At 71.1% G+C, this 16513-nt stretch carries 12 protein-coding genes; all 12 read right to left on the reverse strand.

The genetic code is table 11. The features are described 5' to 3' along the window. Positions 1 to 140 precede the first annotated feature (140 nt). A complete protein-coding gene (locus M8R19_RS09875; RefSeq protein WP_249917702.1) occupies positions 141 to 1394 on the reverse strand; it encodes an RNA polymerase sigma factor in 1254 nt (417 codons plus the stop codon). A gap of 9 nt (positions 1395 to 1403) precedes the next feature. Next, complete coding sequence (locus M8R19_RS09880) at positions 1404 to 1832, reverse strand: YybH family protein (RefSeq protein WP_249917703.1); 429 nt, start codon at positions 1830 to 1832, stop codon at positions 1404 to 1406. Positions 1833 to 1847: 15 nt separating this feature from the next. After that, a complete protein-coding gene (locus M8R19_RS09885) occupies positions 1848 to 2630 on the reverse strand; it encodes a DUF899 domain-containing protein (RefSeq protein ID WP_249917704.1) in 783 nt (260 codons plus the stop codon). Between the two features lie 49 nt (positions 2631 to 2679). After that, positions 2680 to 3051 (reverse strand): YciI family protein, encoded by a 372-nt coding sequence (locus tag M8R19_RS09890; protein ID WP_116422552.1) that lies wholly within the window; start codon positions 3049 to 3051, stop codon positions 2680 to 2682. Between the two features lie 104 nt (positions 3052 to 3155). Further along, positions 3156 to 4160 carry a fimbrial protein gene (locus tag M8R19_RS09895; RefSeq protein ID WP_116422553.1) on the reverse strand — a complete coding sequence of 335 codons (1005 nt, stop codon included), beginning with the start codon at positions 4158 to 4160 and terminating at the stop codon, positions 3156 to 3158. 24 nt (positions 4161 to 4184) lie between these two features. After that, positions 4185 to 6794: a fimbria/pilus outer membrane usher protein gene (locus M8R19_RS09900; protein WP_249917705.1), complete on the reverse strand. Its 2610-nt coding sequence runs from the start codon at positions 6792 to 6794 to the stop codon at positions 4185 to 4187. 47 nt (positions 6795 to 6841) lie between these two features. Beyond that, positions 6842 to 7585: a fimbrial biogenesis chaperone gene (locus tag M8R19_RS09905; protein ID WP_116422554.1), complete on the reverse strand. Its 744-nt coding sequence runs from the start codon at positions 7583 to 7585 to the stop codon at positions 6842 to 6844. A 51-nt stretch (positions 7586 to 7636) separates the two neighbouring features. Next, a complete protein-coding gene (locus M8R19_RS09910; protein ID WP_058072749.1) occupies positions 7637 to 8185 on the reverse strand; it encodes a fimbrial protein in 549 nt (182 codons plus the stop codon). A 238-nt stretch (positions 8186 to 8423) separates the two neighbouring features. Further along, complete coding sequence (locus M8R19_RS09915; protein WP_043272408.1) at positions 8424 to 9074, reverse strand: response regulator; 651 nt, start codon at positions 9072 to 9074, stop codon at positions 8424 to 8426. Positions 9075 to 9137: 63 nt separating this feature from the next. Next, entirely contained in the window at positions 9138 to 12365 is a 3228-nt protein-coding gene (locus tag M8R19_RS09920) for a hybrid sensor histidine kinase/response regulator (protein WP_249917706.1), read from the reverse strand. 107 nt (positions 12366 to 12472) lie between these two features. Beyond that, positions 12473 to 13672, reverse strand: coding sequence for a response regulator cyclic di-GMP phosphodiesterase PvrR (gene pvrR / locus M8R19_RS09925; RefSeq protein WP_058072747.1), 1200 nt, complete (start codon positions 13670 to 13672; stop codon positions 12473 to 12475). Continuing rightward, the gene (locus M8R19_RS09930; RefSeq protein WP_249917707.1) at positions 13669 to 16467 is read right to left on the reverse strand and encodes an ATP-binding protein; all 2799 of its coding nucleotides are present in this window, start codon (positions 16465 to 16467) and stop codon (positions 13669 to 13671) included. Before M8R19_RS09930 ends, pvrR begins: the two co-directional genes overlap by 4 nt. Between the last annotated feature and the right edge of the window lie 46 nt (positions 16468 to 16513).

Below are 16513 nucleotides of genomic sequence, written 5' to 3' on the forward strand. Positions count from 1 at the left end.
GAGCACCTCGGCGCGGCGTAGGGCGGATAACGTTCGACGTTATCCGCCGTTTGACCTTGGTCTCAGGCGGCACCTGGGCTGACCTTGGCGTTGACTGCGGCGTGGGTTAAACGGCGTATAACCGCGAACGGTTATACGCCCTACGTTTCCAACTCTCGCAGGCGCTGTTCGAGGAAACGTCGCTCCGGTTCCAGGCGCGTCAGCGCCAGTGCGCGCTGGTACGCCTCGCGGGCTTCGGCGGGGCGGCCCAGGCGTCGGCAGAAGTCGGCGCGGGCGGCGTGGGCCAGGTGGTAGTCGGCCAGTTCGCCGCGGGCGAGGATGGCGTCCAGCGCTGCCAGCCCGGCCTCGGGGCCGTCGCGCATGGCCAGGGCCACGGCGCGGTTGAGTTCCACCACCGGCGAGGGCTGCAGTTGCAGCAGCGCGTCGTACAGCGCCAGCATCCGCGGCCAGTCGGTGCTGGCCAGGTCCGCCGCCTCGGCGTGCACCGCGGCCAGGGCCGCCTGCAAGGTGTAGGAACCGAAGCGGCGGCTGGCCAGGGCCAGGCCGACCAGGCGCTGGCCCTCGGCGATCAGCCCGGCGTCCCAGCGCGAGCGGTCCTGGTGCTCCAGCAGCACCAGCTCGCCGTGCTCGTCGCTGCGCGCGGCGCGCCGCGATTCCTGCAACAGCATCAGCGCCAGCAGGCCCAGCACTTCCGGCTCCGGCAGCAGTTCCAGCAGTTGCCGGCCCAGGCGGATGGCCTCGGCGGAAAGCTCGGCGCGGGTCAGGGATTCGCCGCTAGAAGCCGCGTAGCCCTCGTTGAACACCAGGTACACCACGCGCAGCACGCTGGCCAGGCGCTGCGGCAACTCGGCCGGCTCCGGCACCTGGTAGGGAATGCGCGCGTCGCGGATCTTCTGCTTGGCGCGGACGATGCGCTGGGCGATGGTCGCGGGCGCTGCCAGGAAGGCCCGGGCGATTTCCTCGGTGCGCAGGTCGCAGACTTCTCGCAGGGTCAGCGCCACCTGGGCGTCGGCGGCCAGCGCCGGGTGGCAGCAGGTGAACACCAGGCGCAGGCGGTCGTCCTCCAGGCCTTCGTGCTCGGTCTCCTCCTCGCCCTGGGCATCGATCTCCAGCTGGCGGGCGATCTGCTCCAGCGAGGCGTCGAAGCGCACCCGCCGGCGCAGGTGGTCGATGGCCTTGAAGCGCCCGGCGGAGACCAGCCACGCCCGCGGGTTGTGCGGCAGGCCATCGCGCCCCCACTGCTCCACGGCGGCGGCGAAGGCGTCGTGCAGCGCTTCCTCGGCGCGGTCGAAGTCGCCCAGCAGGCGGATCAGCGTGGCCAGCACGCGCCGCGATTCGCGGCGGTAGATGTCATCCACCGTATCCTGCAGCGAAGGCGGCGCGTAGTCATGCATGCGGCCGGCTCATGGCTGGGCGTCGAACAGCAGTTGCCCGGTGTGCATGTCGAAGGGGATGGAGAAATGCTCGTGGACGATCCTCCATTCCCCGTCTACCCGCCGCAGGCCGAAGGTCACCCGCGCCCAGGAGGCCTTCTCCTCGCCCTTCTCGTCCTTGCCGCCGCAGTACGACAGGTAGTGGCCGAAGGCGACGTCGCCGCCCTGCTCCACCGCCAGGTGGTGGCGCTCGAAGCGCGTCTGCTGGCAGGCCTGCAGGCAGGCGCGCCAGTGCTGCGCGTAGGCCTCGCGGCCGACGAACTGCAGTTGAGCCACGGCGTCGAAGGCCAGCACGTCGTCGCTGTAGTGGCGGACGATGGCCGCGACGTCGCCGGCCTGTACCGCTTCCAGCCAGCCGTCCAGCAGGCGCTGGATGGCCGGGTCGATGGGACTTCCCATGGCGATTCCTCCTCTTCAGGACGCGCAGCAGCCGTGCGGCGGTTGCTTGTCGTCGTAGCGGTCATGGTAGCGCAGCCAGTTCATGCCCTTGCCGTCGAGGTCGGCCATGCCGCCCCAGCCCTCGCCGCGGCCCAGGGGCGTGAGGTCGAGCAGGTGGTAGGTGAACAGCGGCGCCTCCAGCCCGCGGCCGTAGGCGGAGTAGCTGTGGTAGACGCTGTCGCCGTCGCGCAGGAACACGCTCATGCCGGGCTGCTCGCCCTGGATGTGGTAGTCCTGGCCCAGGCGCCGCAACTCGTCCAGGTCGCGGTAGTTGTATTCGATCGGCGCCACCTTCTCGTCGAGGGTGACGTGGAAGTCGTAGTTGAAGTCGCTGCCGAAGGACGAGTACCAGGGCAGCCGCCAGCCCATGCGCGCGCGGAACGGCGCGATCTCCGCCAGCGGCGCGCGGGACACCAGGGCCAGGGTGGTGCCGCGGGCGTGCAGGTGCTCCAGGCGGCCGAGGTTGTCGACCAGGAAGGAGCAGCCCTCGCAACCCTCGCCACGGTCGCGGTGGAACATGAAGTGGTAGACGATCAGCTGCGGCCGCCCCTCGAACAGGTCGAGCAGGCGCAGCGGGCCGCTGGGGCCTTCGAAGCGGTAGTCCTTGTCGATGCGCACCAGCGGCAGCTTGCGCCGCTCGGCGTTGAGGGCGTCGCGGGCGTGGGTGGCCTCGCGCTCCAGCCGCCACAGGCGCTTGCGCGCGGCCAGCCAGTCTTCGCGGGGCACCACGGGCGGCAGGGTGAAGTTGTCGATGCTCATGCTTGGCTCTCCTCTTCGCGCGGCTCGCCGCCGCGGCGGGTGGCGGGGCTCAGCCCTGGGCGGCGAAGTGCTGCTCCCAGTCGCGGATCGGCCGCACCTCGATGCAGCCCAGGCGCCCCGGCGGGATCTTCGCGGCGATCTGGATGGCCTCGTTGAGGTCGCGCGCCTCGATCAGGTAGAAGCCGCCGAGCTGCTCGCGGGTCTCGGCGAAGGGCCCGTCGGTGACCGACAGCTGGCCGTCGCGGTGGCGCAGGGTGGTGGCGTTCTCCACCGACTGCAGGGCCTCCACCGCCACCAGCTGGCCGCGCTCGCGCAACTGCTGCTCGTAGCCCAGGCACTCTTCCACCACGGCGCGGTAGTCATGGGCGGGCAGCTGCGCGGCGGCTTTCTCGTCCAGGTAGATCAGGCACAGGTATTTCATCCTCGGCTCCTCCGGCGGTGGGACGCAGATACCTATAGTCGCGCCGGGCCGGAGGGGATCGACAGCAGGTCGGTTTTATCCCCCGCCAACGGACGAGCGGTCGCTCATTCGTAGGTCATGGTGAAGGTCGCGGTGACCGCCACCTGCCCGCCCGTCACCGTGCTGGCGGTCTTGTAGTACTTGGCCGCCAGGGGAATGCTCACCGCCTGGCCAGCGTTCGTGGTGGTGGCCGCCAGCGAGCGGGTGGCCAGGGGGTGTACCAGGATGCTGCTGGCGTCGCCCAAGAACAGCTGGACGCCGACGCCGCCGGCCATGCCGGCGCCGCTGGCGTTGTCGAGGACCTGGTTGCCGCTGCTGGCGCCGTCGATGCGGTACCAGACCTTCACCCCGCTGTCGCAGCGCAGGTTGATGTGGAAGGCGCGGGCCTTGCCGTTGTCGGCCAGCACGCCGAGGCCGGCGGGGAAGTCGCTCTTGAGCACGGTCGGCAGCGGCACGGTGATGCCCTGGCTGTCGGGGTTGATCTCGCAGGCCCGCGAGGTGACCGCGGTGGCGCCGGTGAAGGTCAGCTGCGCCACCGTCAGGTTCTGGTACGACACCGTGGAGGTGCCGCTGACCTGCAGCTGGCCGCCATTGAGGATCGGCCCGGTCTTCACCAGGCGCACCCACCAGGAGTTCTTCAGCGGGTACTGGGTGGCGCTCACCGGCCAGGCCAGGCTGGCGATGGGCGTCACGTTGTTGTAGTTCGGGTTGCAGTTGGCGTTGTTGCACCAGTAGACCGAGATGCCGATGCCGTCGATGTTGGTCTTGAACACCGAGGGGTAGCCGCTGCTGTTGGTGAAGCCCGGCACCGCCGCGCCGATGCCGCCGGCCAGCACGCCGGAGACGACGCCGGTGCTGTTGCAGCTGATGTTGTTGCCGCTGGCGGAGACCCAGCCGCTGCTCCACAGCTCGGTGTTCGGCGTGGCATCGACGGGCACGCTGATGGTCGCCGGCAGGCTGATGTTCAGCTGCGAGGTCATGTAGCCGGAGTCGAAGCTGCAGCTCGCCCAGGCCGTGGTCGACAGGCCGCCGAGCAACAGCAGCAGGCAGAACAGGAAAATCTTCTTCATGGATACCTCGTCGAACGCGGCCGCCTAGCGGGCCGCCAGTTCACCGCCGGCGGACGGGCGCACGCACACCGCCTCGGCCTGCTGGAAGGGTTTGCCGTCGCCGGCCGCGGCCGGCACCTGGTAGCGCGCCCGGCATTGCCGATGCGGGCCTTCGCCCCAGCGCACCTGCAGCTCGCCGCTGGTGTCGCGCAGGCGCAGGAACACCCGGCTGCCCTGGCCCACCAGGGTCAGGCTGTTGCCCTGGGCGTCGAGCACCTCGGCGCCCACCGGCAGGCTGTTGCCCTGCTCGTCCAGCAGGCGCAGCAGCAGCGGCTGGCCGCTGACGGTGGGGTACTTGAGCATCACCACCGCGCCGTAGCGCGGCGCCACGTTCTGCGCGGTGGTCTGCAGCTCGACGTCGTCGGGCAGGCCCTTGGGGTCGAGCGCCACCTGGTTCTCGCGGTAGGGCATCAGGCTGGAGACCACCCCGTAGCCGTTGCCGCCGACCGCGCCGCCGCTGCTGTTGACCAGCGCAGCGCCGGCCGCGCCCCTGGCCTCGATCACCGCGCGGGTCTCGCCCTGGGCCTGGCTGAAGTTGATCCCGCCGGGGTGCGCCACCACGCTGCCGGTCAGGCCCAGGCCGTACTGGTGGTAGCCCTCGCCTTCGCTGTAGCTGGCCGACAGGTTGGTCTGCGGCGCGCGGTACTGCACGTTGGCGCCGCCGGTGTTGCTGCTCTGCCCGTCGATGCGGCTGCGCGAGCCGTACACGCCGTAGCTGAACTGGTTGTAGTCGCCCAGCGAGCCGGCCACGCTCAGCTGGCTGTTGATATCGCCGTTGCTGTTGCGCGTGGTGGTGCTGTTCAGGTACGGCGCGTGGCTGGAGCGCCCCAGCGGCAGCGACAGGTTGAGCATGTACTGGGTGTCGGTCTCGCCGGACAGCGCGCGGGTGCGGTTGGCCGACAGGCTCAGGCTGCCCCAGCTGAAGCTGTTGGAGTAGCCGGCCTGGTAGCTCATGTCGCTGCCCTTGCCGGTGTTCCAGTAGTTCTGCGCCGAACCGCTCAGGTACAGGCTGCCCAGGCGCTCGCCCAGGGGCTGGCTGAGGTTGACCTGGAAGCGGTTGCGCTGGCGCCAGGCGATGTAGTTGGCGTCTTCCGGCGAGCGCGCGTAGGCGAAGTCGGCGAAGTTCAGGTAGCCGTCGCTGGAGAAGCGGTAGGCCGCCACCGCGAAGTTGGTGCGGGTGGATTCCAGCAGCTTGCTGTAGCTCAGGCGGAAGCTCTGGCCGCTGGCGCTGCCGCCCTGGTCGCCGGCCTTCAGGCCGCTGGCGTGGGACTGGGTGACGTCGAAGGCGAAGGCGCCCACCGGCGTGCTCAGGGCCAGGCCGCCCTGCAGCGCCAGGTAGTTCTCGGCGACTATGCTGCCAGTGTAGCCGGTCCACAGGTTGGAGATGCCGCGCTGGTAGGTGCCCTGGACGAAGTTCGGGGTGTCGTCCAGGCGGTCGTCGCGGTACTTGCCGGCGGTGACGCTGTAGCGCGACACGCCCGGGCGCAGCAGCTGCGCGACGCTGGCGAAGGGCACGGTGAACTGGCGCACGCGGCCGTCGGCCTCGGTCACCGTCACTTCCAGGTCGCCGGCGTAGCCGGAGTTGTACAGGTCGTCGATGACGAAGGGCCCGGGCGCCACGCTGGTTTCGTAGAGGACGTTGCCGCCCTGGCGCACCGTGACCTTGGCGTTGGTCTCGGCGGTGCCGCGGATGGCCGGGGCGAAGCCGCGCTGCGAGTCGGGCAGCATGCGGTCGTCCGAGGCCAGCTGGACGCCGCTGTAGGGCACGCTGTCGAACAGGTCGGCGGGGGTGAAGTATTCGCCCAGGGTCAGCTGCGATTTCAGCGCGGTGACGTCGCGCTGGGCGTAGCTGCTGATCGCGTCGTAGTGCCGCGTGCTCTTCTGCCGGTCGCCCTGGCTCTGGCTGTAGCTGCCGTTGTGGCGCAGGCGCCAGTCGCCCAGGTTGAGCCCGGCGTTGAGGCCGGCGTAGTACTGGTCCTGGGTGCCGCCGGCCTCGGTGCGGTAGGCGTTGGCGTTGTAGTCGACGAAGGCCGCGGTGACGCCGCGGTCCCAGTCGCGCGGGTCGACGTAACCGCGCGACACCCGGCCCAGGTAGGCCTGGGGAATGCTCAGGTCCAGGCGCAGGTCGCCCTGGACGAAGTCCGCGCGGGCGCCGGGCACCAGGCGCACCACGTCCACGCAGTCGGCGTCCTCCAGGGCGCGCGCGGCGGCCTTGGCGTCCGGCAGCCGGGCGCTGTCCAGGCCCAGGGCCGGCAGCTGGCTGCGCTTGAAGCAGTAGCTGGGCGGGGCGTCGCCCTCGCCGCCGCGCACCCGCAGTTCCTGGCGGCCGGTCCAGGTCTGGTTGACGTAGACGTCCACCCGGTAGCTGCCGGGGGTGACCGGGTTGCCGTGCTCGTAGCGCGTGACGTCCAGCGGGCGGCCGTCGGGGCCGCGCAGGAAGGCCGGGTTGAAGGCGGCGTAGAGCGCGTCCTCGGCGGCCCGCGGCGCGTCCGCCGGGAAGGCGGCCCAGGCCGCGGCGATAGCCAGGGCCAGCGGCCCCGGGCACGGCCAGGCGCGCCGGCGCGCGGCCGGAATACGGCGGGAATGACGAGACATCGATGTACCTTGTCGGATCGGCCCTCGCGCGCCAGGCGCGGCCGGGGTCAATGCAGGCTGGCGGTTCGTTCCGGGGCGGCGCCGTAGTCGCTCATCCAGCGGTAACGCACCTGCCCGGCGCCCGTGCCGCCGGCGAAGCCGTCGAGGGCGAAGGTCTGGCTGGCGAAGGGCGCGATCATCCCGCCCGCCGCCTTGTAGTCGCGGCCGCCCTGGACCAGGGTCAGGCCGCTGTAGGACAGGTGGTAGGGGCTGGAATTGTCGCCGCGCAGGGCATAGCCCGCGCCCTGGCGCACCAGCTGCCAGCGCACCTGGCCCACCGCGCTGCCCACGTCGCCGGGCAGCCCGGCCGGCCGGTAGAACAGCTTCAGCCGCGAGCGCACGGCGATCTGCATGTAGTTGGCCTCGGCGCCCTGGGGCATGGGCGGCACTTCCAGGGCGTTGAACCAGAACAGCGACTCGCGGTCCTGCGGCAGCTTCTCGCCGGTGAACATCAGGCGCACGCTCTGGCCCTTCTGCGGGTCCAGGCGGAAGATCGGCGGCGTGATGAGGAAGGGCGCGTTGGCGGTCTGCGGCGTGGAGCGTTCGTCGCCGCGGTCGGCCCAGACCTGCATCAGCACCGGCTGTTTGCCCTGGTTGGTCAGGCGCAGGGTGACCTCGCGTTCCTTCGCCGGGTAGATCACCCGCGTGCCGTCGATGACCACCCCGGCGCGGGCCAGGGGCGCGCCGAAGGCGAGCAGCAGGAAGCCGGCCAGCAGCCAGGCCGGCCGCAGCGAGGGGAAGACTTGTTTCATGGGTACCTCGATGCCCGGGGCGGAGCCTCGGGCAGGTCGATCACGGGTGGATCACTGGTAGATCAGCTGGAAGTTCGCCTGGGTCGCGACGTCACCCGCGCCAGCCCCGCCGGCCGCGGAGAAGTAGCGGGCGTAGTAGTTCAGGTTGATGTCGCCGCCGGACACGTCGGTGGACTCGCCGCGGGCCACCTGGGCGCTGTAGCTGTCGTTGTGGATGTTGATCGGCTGCTGGTTCTTGTCCAGCAGCTGCACCGCCACGGCGCTGGCGCCGCCGGTGTTGACCAGGTTGCCGTTCATGTCGACGTTGGCGTCCGGGACGAAGGCGATGGACACGGTATCGGCGCCGGTGCCGGAGCTGCCGGTGCAGCCGGAGACCTTGACCGAGAACGGGGTGATGCCGGTGTTGCTGCCCGGGTTCTGCAGCAGCGACTTGTCGACGTTGGGCAGGGTCACCTGGACATTGCCCGAGCCGGCGTCCACCGAGCAGGTGGTGTCCACCACCTTGCCGGTGATCTGGATCTGCCCGGTCTGGGCCGCCTGGGCGTTTAGCGACAGGCCGGCGCCGGCCACGATCAGGGCGGCGAGCAGGTTCTTGTGCATGATCGAACTCCAATTGAATGCGGTTGCGCTGGCTGCCTGCCGAGCGGCAATGGCCCGCCCGAGGAACCCGAGCCACTCGAAGGTTCCTCGCCACCGCCTTCCAGCACAGTGGCGATGGAGGGCCGGCAGCCTCGACGCCGCATACTTTAGGGAGTGCGCAGGAAGGCTTTAATCAGACAAATCTCAAAGGAATTTCAAACTCTTCCTATGAATGTAACGAGAAGATTCCTACAGCCTCTCACTGGAAGAGCTCGGCCTTGATGCAGAAGGTCAGCAGCGCCTGGTCGCTGTCCACCTCCAGCTTGCGCATGGCGGCGATCTTCTGCGCGCTGACGGTCTTCACGCTGCGGTTGAGCACCCGGGCGATGTCGCGCACGCTCAGGCCCGAGACGAAGTGGCGCAGCACTTCGTACTCCTTGGTCGAGAGGCTGGCGATGCGCCCCTCGATGTCGTCGCCGCCGGGCAGCACGCTGTTCGGGTCCTGCATGCAGGCGCCGCGGTAGATGCGCCCGCCGGCGATGGCGTCGAGCGCCGCGAGGATTTCCTCCGGGTCGCTGCTCTTGGGCACCACCCCGGCCACGCCCAGATCGTAGAGGCTGGAGAAGATCAGGTTGTTGCTGAGCATGGTGTAGATCAGCACGCGGGTGCCCGGGAACTGCCGCAGCAGGTAGCCGACCAGCTTGAGGCCGTCGCCGTACTGCTCGTCGCCGGGCATGTTGTAGTCGGCGATGACGATGTCCGGCGCCAGCTCGCCGTACAGGCGCACCAGTTCGCTGGAGTTGGCGGCCATGCCGACGATGGAGAAGCGCGGGTCCCCCTGCACCACTTCGCGCACGCCCATCCGTACGATCGAATGATCATCGGCCACCACGATTCTGAGTTTTTCCATAACGGTCTCTTGGTCATGCCTGTTGCCCGCCGCAGCGACGGGCCGTCCTTCTCAGCTTAGCCCTCAGAGGCTGCACAGAGCCTCGTCGATCCGCGCCAGCAGGCGCGCCACCCGCGGATCGTCGCAGTCCACGCGGCCTTCCCCGAGGCCCTCCTCCAGCAGCCGGCAGCTGCGCACCAGGGCCTGCCCGCGCACCACCGCCAGGGCTCCGGCCATGCGGTGCAGGGCCTGGCACAGCGCCGCCGCGTCGCCCGCCTGGCGGGCCTGGGCGGCGCTTTCCAGGTCCTGGCGCATGGTGTCGACGAACAGCCGCAGCATGTGCGCCGGCACCTGCAGCCCCGCCGCGGCCTGCGGCGCCTGCGCAGTGCCAGCCGCCGCGCCGGCCGTCGCCTCGGCCGCCACGCCGGGCGCCGCCAGCGCGCGCAGGGTGTCGTGCAGCACCTGCAGGCTCAGCGGCTTGACCAGCCAGGCGTTCATCCCCACCGCCCGGCAGCGCTCGCCCTCCTCGCGCATGGCGTTGGCGGTCACGCCGATGATCGGCAGCGCCAGGCCGCGCTCGCGCAATTCGCGGGTCAGCTGGTAGCCGTTGCAGTGCGGCATGTTGACGTCGGTGAGCAGCACGTCGAAGGTCTCGCCCTCGAACTGCCGCAATGCCTCGCGGCCGTCGCCGGCCAGGCGCACCTGGCAGCCCAGCTCCTCCAGTTGCTCGCGCAGCAGCACCTGGTTGACCGGGTTGTCCTCGGCCACCAGCACCCGCAGGCCGAGCTTGCCGAAGCGCGGCGGCTCGGCCACCGCCGGCAGCTGCTCCTCGCCGTTCTGCGCCAGCGCCAGGGCCCGGGCGATGCCGCGCAGGCTGAGCGGGCTGACGCACCAGGCGCCGCGCTCGAACTGCGGCTGGCCGGCGGCCTCGGCCAGGACGCGCACCCGCGGCCCCGACCAGTCGCAGCGCTCCAGGGCATCGGGAAACAGCTCCAGCAGCACCGTCGTCGCCTCGCTGCCGGGCGGCGGCTCGCCGGGCAGCACCAGGCAGCACCAGCGCTGCAGCCAGGCCTCCAGGCAGCCGGCCAGCTCGCGCACGGCACCGCGCAGGTAGACCGGCCCGGATTGCAGCTGCACCTCGGCCAGGGCGCTGCCGCCCTCGCCGCTTTCGGGCAGGTCGAGGAACAGCGAGAAGCTGCTGCCCAGGCCCGGCTCGCTGACCAGGCGCAGCTCGCCGCCCATCAGTTGCGTGAGCCGCGAGCAGATGGCCAGGCCCAGGCCGGTGCCGCCCAGGCTGCCGTGGCCCTCGGCGACCTGGAAGAAGGGTTCGAACAGGCGCGGCTGCAGGTGCTCGGGAATGCCGATGCCGGTGTCGGTGACCTGCCATTGCAGGCGCACCCGCTGCCCGCTGCGGCCGAGCACCTTCAGGCGCAGCACCACGCGGCCGACGTCGGTGAACTTCAGCGCGTTGCTCAGCAGGTTGTTCAGCACCTGGCGCAGGCGCGCCGCGTCGCCGTGCAGGCGCGCCGGCACCTCGGCGTCGATGCAGGCGTACCACTGCAGGTGCTTGGCCGCGGCGCCGACGGCGAAGCCGCGCATCACTTCCTCGGCCAGGTCCAGCGGGCTGAAGTCCTCTTCGGTGAGGAGCATCTGCCCGGCCTCGATCTTGGACACGTCGAGGATGTCGCTGATCAGTTGCAGCAAGGTCGTCGAGGAGCCCTGGATGGCCTGCAGGTAACCGCGCTGCTGCACGTCCAGGCTGGTGAGGGCGAGCAGTTCCAGGGTGCCCAGCACGCCGTACAGCGGCGTGCGGATCTCATGGCTCATGTTGGCCAGGAACAGCGTCTTGGCGGCGTTGGCCGAGTCCGCCGCGCGCTTGGCCTCGGCCAGCGCGCCCTGGGCCTGGTGGTAGGCGGTGATGTCGCGGAACACACAGAGCAGCGCTTCCTCGCCGTGGTAGCGGGTGGCGGCGAAGGCCGCCTGCAGGTACAGGCCGTCGTTGCGGATGCACAGCTCGCCGTGCTGCCAGCCGCCGTCGAACAGCCGCCAGTCGCGGGCCAGGGCGAGGATGTCGGCCTCGCTGCCCAGCCACTGCGCGGCCAGCTGGTTGTGGATGATCAGCTGCTGGCCATGGCGGCCCAGCACGCACAGGGCCACCGGCGCGGTGTCGATCACCGTGCGGCTGAAGGCATCGCTCTCCACCACCCGCAGGTGCGCCGCGCTGGCCGGCCCCACCACCCGCCGCGCGTACCAGCGCACGCTGTACAGGCCGATGCCCACGCCCGTCAGCACCAGCGCCGGCAGGCTCAGCAACAGCCACTCCAGGTTGCGGAAGAACAGCGTGTAGTCCACCCCGTAGACGGCAACCCAGCCGCCGTGGGGCTGGCTGCGCAGCTTGAACAGCATGCCGCGGCTGCCCAGGCTCAGGCCGTCGTCCAGCTCCGCCGGGCGCGGCGGGCCCATCAGTTGGCGGCCGTCCGGCGCCAGCAGGGTCAGCTGGCCGAACAGCGGGCGCAGGAGGGTCTGCTCGTAGTCGTTGATGCGGTCCAGGTCGAGCAGGCTGGCGGCGATCACCTGGCGCTCGCGCTCGCCTTCCCACCACAGGCTGTCCGGCAGGTCGACGGTGACGTAGCCGAGCAGCGCGCGGCTGTCGCCGTGGTAGGTGTCGGCGCGGCCCCAGTGCACCTGGTAGTCGTGCGCGGGGGGCGGGCGCTCGCGCACGCCGGCGGCGACCCGCGCGGCCACTTCGAGGAAGGTGTCGCGGGCCAGCCCGCCGCGCCCCGGGGAGCTGGCCAGGGCCGGCACCGCGATGCTGGTGGTGCCGTCCAGGTCGAACAGCAGCGCCTGCGGCGCCGGGTAGCTGGAAGTGCTCCAGACGCTGGAGTAGAAGTTCGCCAGCATCACCCCGAGGGAGAACGGCCCGGTGGAAACGCCGTCCGCCGGCGCATGGTCGCGGGCGGCCAGGGTGAAGGGCATGGCGAAGGAGAACTCGCGGCCCTCGTAGACCTCCATCGGCCCCTCGCGCCATTGCAGCGAGAGCTGCAGCGGCACCACGTCCTGGTCGCGCTTGCGCGTGGCCTCGTCGCTCTGCTGGGCGATGCGCAGCAGGAACGCCTCGTGCTCGCGGATGTCGCCCATCAGCCGGGAGAAGTGAAAGTCGATCTTGTCGTACTCCTCCTGCAGCACGCGCTTGATCGCCCAGAAGCTCACGCCCACCAGCCCGAGGCTGAGCGCCAGCAGCCCGAACAGCCAGAAGTTCAGGCGCTGCGAGCTGCGGGCCAGCTTGCCGATCGAGCCTTCGTTGTGTTCCAAGGTGCAATGGGCTCCGCGCATGAAACATGCAGAACATGATTCGCTGACTGTAGATGGCCCCGGGCGAGCCCGCGAGGCTGCGCCGCCGGCGCGGCGCCGGACGAGGCTCAGGGAGCCCCCGCCGGCCCGTCTTCGTGCAGCAGGCGGTCGAAGGCCTCGGCGCACACCGCCTCGGAGATCAGGAAGCCCTGTACCCGGTCGCAGGCCAGGCGCCGCAGCAGGCTCAGCTCGGCGGTGCTCTCCACGCCTTCGGCGACCACTTCCAGGCCCAGCCGGTGGCCCAGGGCCACGGTGCTCTCCAGGGCCGCGGCGAGGGATTCGTCCTCGACGCTGCCGTGCACCAGGGCGCGGTCGATCTTCAGCTCGGTGAAGGGCGTCGACACCAGGTTGTACAGCGAGCTGTAGCCCTGGCCGAAGTCGTCCTGGGCCAGGCCGAAGCCCTTCATGCGCAGGCGGCAGGCCCCGGCATGGTAGTTGCCGGGCCGGCGCGTGGTGCTGCTTTCGGTCAACTCGAAGCACAGCGAGGCCGGCTCGCCGCCCTGCAGCACGACGAAGTCGGCCAGGCGGTCGGGCAGGCCGGGGTCGTCCAGCAGGTGCGTCGGCAGGTTCACCGACACCGGTATGCGGTAGCCCTGCTGGCGCCAGCCGGCCTGGGCGCGCAGCGACTGCTCGATCATGGTCCACAGCAGCACCTGCTCCAGGCCGTGGCGGGCCAGGTCGTCGATGAAGGCGCCGGGCAGCAGCAGGCCGTGCTCCGGGTGCAGCCAGCGCACCAGGGCCTCGGCGGCGACGATGCGCCCGTCGCGCAGCGACTTCTTCGGCTGGAACCAGGCCTGCAGCTCGCCCCGCGCCAGGGCCAGCAGCAGTTGCGAGCGGCTGAAGCAGGTCGCCTGCCGGCCCGGTTCGCGCGCGGCGCCCTGGCGCTGGCCGAGGCGCTCCAGCAGCCGCGCGATGGCCGCCGGCGGCGCCGGCTTGGCGATCAGGTCGAGCACCGACAGGCCCAGCGCCCGGGCCGCCTGGCAGGCGCCGCCGAGCACCCGCTGCGGCGCCGAGCTCATCAGCGCCAGCTGCGGGCGCCACTCCAGGGTGGACAGGTGCTGGATCAGCTGCACGCCGTCCATCCCCGGCATCAGCAGGTCGCTGAGCACCAGGTCGAAGCGCTGGCGCTCCAGGCGCTCGATGGCCTCGGCGCCGTCGGCGGCCGCCTCGAGGTAGCACACGCCCTGGGTGCGCAGTTGCTCCAGCAGGTACTCGCGCTGGAAGGCCTGGTCTTCGACGACCAGCACCCGGTAAGGCAGGGGGTTCATGAAATCTCCTTCGCTGCCGCCAGGCAGCGGTACAACGTCTCCAGGTCCACCGGCTTGAGCAGGCAGTCGTCCATGCCGGCGGCGAGGCAGCGCTCGCGCTCCTCGCGCATGGCATTGGCGGTGGCCCCGATGATCGGCTGCTGCCAGCCGCGCTGGCGCAGTTCGCTGGCCAGCTGGTAGCCGTCCATGCGTGGCATGTTGAGGTCGGTGAGGACCACGTCGATGTCTTCGGCGCGCCCGCGCTGCAGGGCTTCCTGGCCGTTGCCGGCCAGTTCCACGCGGCAGCCCAGGGCGTTCAGCTGGTCACGCAGGATCAGTTGGTTGATCTGGTTGTCTTCCACCACCAGCACGCGCAGCCCCAGCAGGTCGCGCGCGGCGCCCGCCGGGCGTTCGCGCTGGGCGCCGCCGCTGAGGCAGCCCTGGGCCAGCCCGATGGCCCGGCCCAGGGCGCCCAGGCTGTGCAGGCCGACCAGCCAGTCGCAGCCCAGGCGCGCCGGCTGCAGGTGCCCCTCGGCGCTGAGCACCACGCGGCAGCCCGGCCAGCCCTCCAGCGGCGCCGCCGCCGGGCCGTGCAGGCGGACCTCCACCAGCACCGACTGGTCGTCGGCCTCGGCCAGCAGCTGCGGCGTGGCCATCCGCGCCCGCGCGCCCCAGCGGGCGATCCAGCCGCACAGCGCCTCGCCCAGCTCGCGCATGGGCGAGAGCACCAGCACCGGGCCGTCCTCCAGTATCGGTTGCTGCGCCGCGGCCTCGACCGGCTCCAGCGGCAGGCTCAGGGTGAAGCTGCTGCCCAGGCCGAGGTCGCTGACCACCCGCAGGCGGCCGTGCATCAGGCGGGTGAGGCGCTTGCAGATCGACAGGCCCAGGCCGGTGCCGCCCACCTGGCGGGCGCTGCCGCCAACCTGGTAGAAGGGCTCGAACAGCCGCACCTGCTCCTCGGCGGCGATGCCGCAGCCGCTGTCGATCACCTGCCAGTCCAGGATCGCCTTGCCGCCCTCCTCGCCGCGCTGGCGCACGCGCACCAGCACGCGGCCGCTGTCGGTGAACTTCAGCGCGTTGCTCAGCAGGTTGCCCAGGATCTGGCGGATGCGCGTGGCGTCGCCGGACAGGCGCAGGGGCAGCTGCGCGTCGATGCAGCTGAACAGTTGCAGGCCCTTGGCCCGCGCCGCCCCGGCGAAGGACTGGACCACTTCCTCGGTCAGCTCCAGGGGCGAGAATTCCTCCGGCTCCAGCACCAGTTGCCCGGCCTCGATCTTGGACACGTCGAGCACGTCGCTGATCAGCTGCAGCAGGGTCGAGGAGGAACGCTGGATGGCCTGCAGGTAGCCGGTCTGCTGCAGATCCAGGCGGGTGCGGCCGAGCAGTTCCAGGGTGCCCAGCACGCCGTACAGCGGCGTGCGGATCTCGTGGCTCATGGTGGCCAGGAACAGCGTCTTGGCCTGGTTGGCGGCGTCGGCCAGCTGCTTGGCGCGGGACAGCTCGGCCTCGGCCTGCTTGCGCGCGCTGATGTCGCTGAAGGCGCAGAACAGCACGTCCTCGCCGTTGTAGCGCGTCGGCGTGTAGCTCAGGTACAGGTGACGCCCGCCGCCCACCGCCAGTTCCTCGCAGGCCGCGCCGCCCTCCCTGGCGAAGGCCTGGGCGATCCAGCGCACGCCGTCGCGGGGGATCACCTGGCCGCCGTCCAGCCACTGCTCGGCCTGGGGGTTCTCCAGCACCACCGCGGCATCGGCGCGGCGCAGCACGCACAGCGCCACGGGGGCTGCGCGGATGACCGCGCGGGAGAAGGCTTCGCTTTCCTTGAGCGCCTCCAGGCGCTGCTGCGCCGGGCGGATCAGGCGCTGGTCGATGCGCTGCCCCAGGCGCTGCAGCAGCAGGCCGGCGGCCAGCGCCAGGCCGCTGGCCAGCAGGATCGGCAGCCAGAGGGCGACCAGCAGCTGGCCGACGCCCTGGTGGTAGACCAGCGCCCAGTTCGAGGCGCCCAGGTGCTTGAGCAGGGCCACCTGCAGGGGAATCGGGCCCAGGCCGACGAAGTCGAAGCAGTCGCCATTCCACAGGTTGCGGAACACCTCGCCGTCGGGGCTTTCGGCGGGGCTGGAGAAAACCACCCGGTGCCGGCGGTCCAGCAGCAGGTAGTCGCCGGCCTCGGGCCGCTGCAGCGCCGCGTCGAGGTCGTCGCCGCGGATTTCCAGGCCCAGCCAGCCGTCCTCCAGGCGCTTGAACAGGAACAGCCGACCCAGCGGGTCGCCGGGGTCGGCCAGCCAGCGCGTGCCCGGCCCCGCCCCGGAGCTGCCCGCCAGGGCGGCGAGCACGCCGGCCGGCAGCGCGGCGTCGGGGTGGCCCGCCTCGTTGAGCCGGCTGACCTGCGGCGTAGCGCCGGACGCCACGTGGATCAGCCCCAGGCGCTTGTCGCGCAGCTCGGCCAGGTCGCCGGGGAACAGCAGCAGCGCCCGCGCGGCGCCAGGCAGCGGCAGCAACAGCGGCGCCGGGCCTTCGCCGGGCCAGGCCGGCAGCCGCGTGGCCGCGCCGGCCGGCGTGGCCAGCGGCAACTGGCCGCGGCCGAGGTAGTCGAGCAGCGACTCGCGCTGGCTGAAGTACAGCTGCGCCTCGTACATGGCCGCATTCATGTCGCGGCGGCGGATCGACACCTCATGGTTGAACGCCATGCTCAGGGCGAACGCCAGGCTGCACAGCAGGCACAGCAGCAGCGCGCCGCTGAGCAGGCGCAGCAGTTTGCGGGCGGCGCTGGGAGTGGAAAAGGAGGCGTCCAGCGGACGAAGGAATTGTCCTAACTTCATCCCGTCAGCTTGTAGGCAATGACCTCAATCTGACATCAGACAATTC

This window comes from Pseudomonas sp. R3.Fl, from assembly GCF_023516765.1.
Classification (GTDB): domain Bacteria; phylum Pseudomonadota; class Gammaproteobacteria; order Pseudomonadales; family Pseudomonadaceae; genus Pseudomonas; species Pseudomonas citronellolis.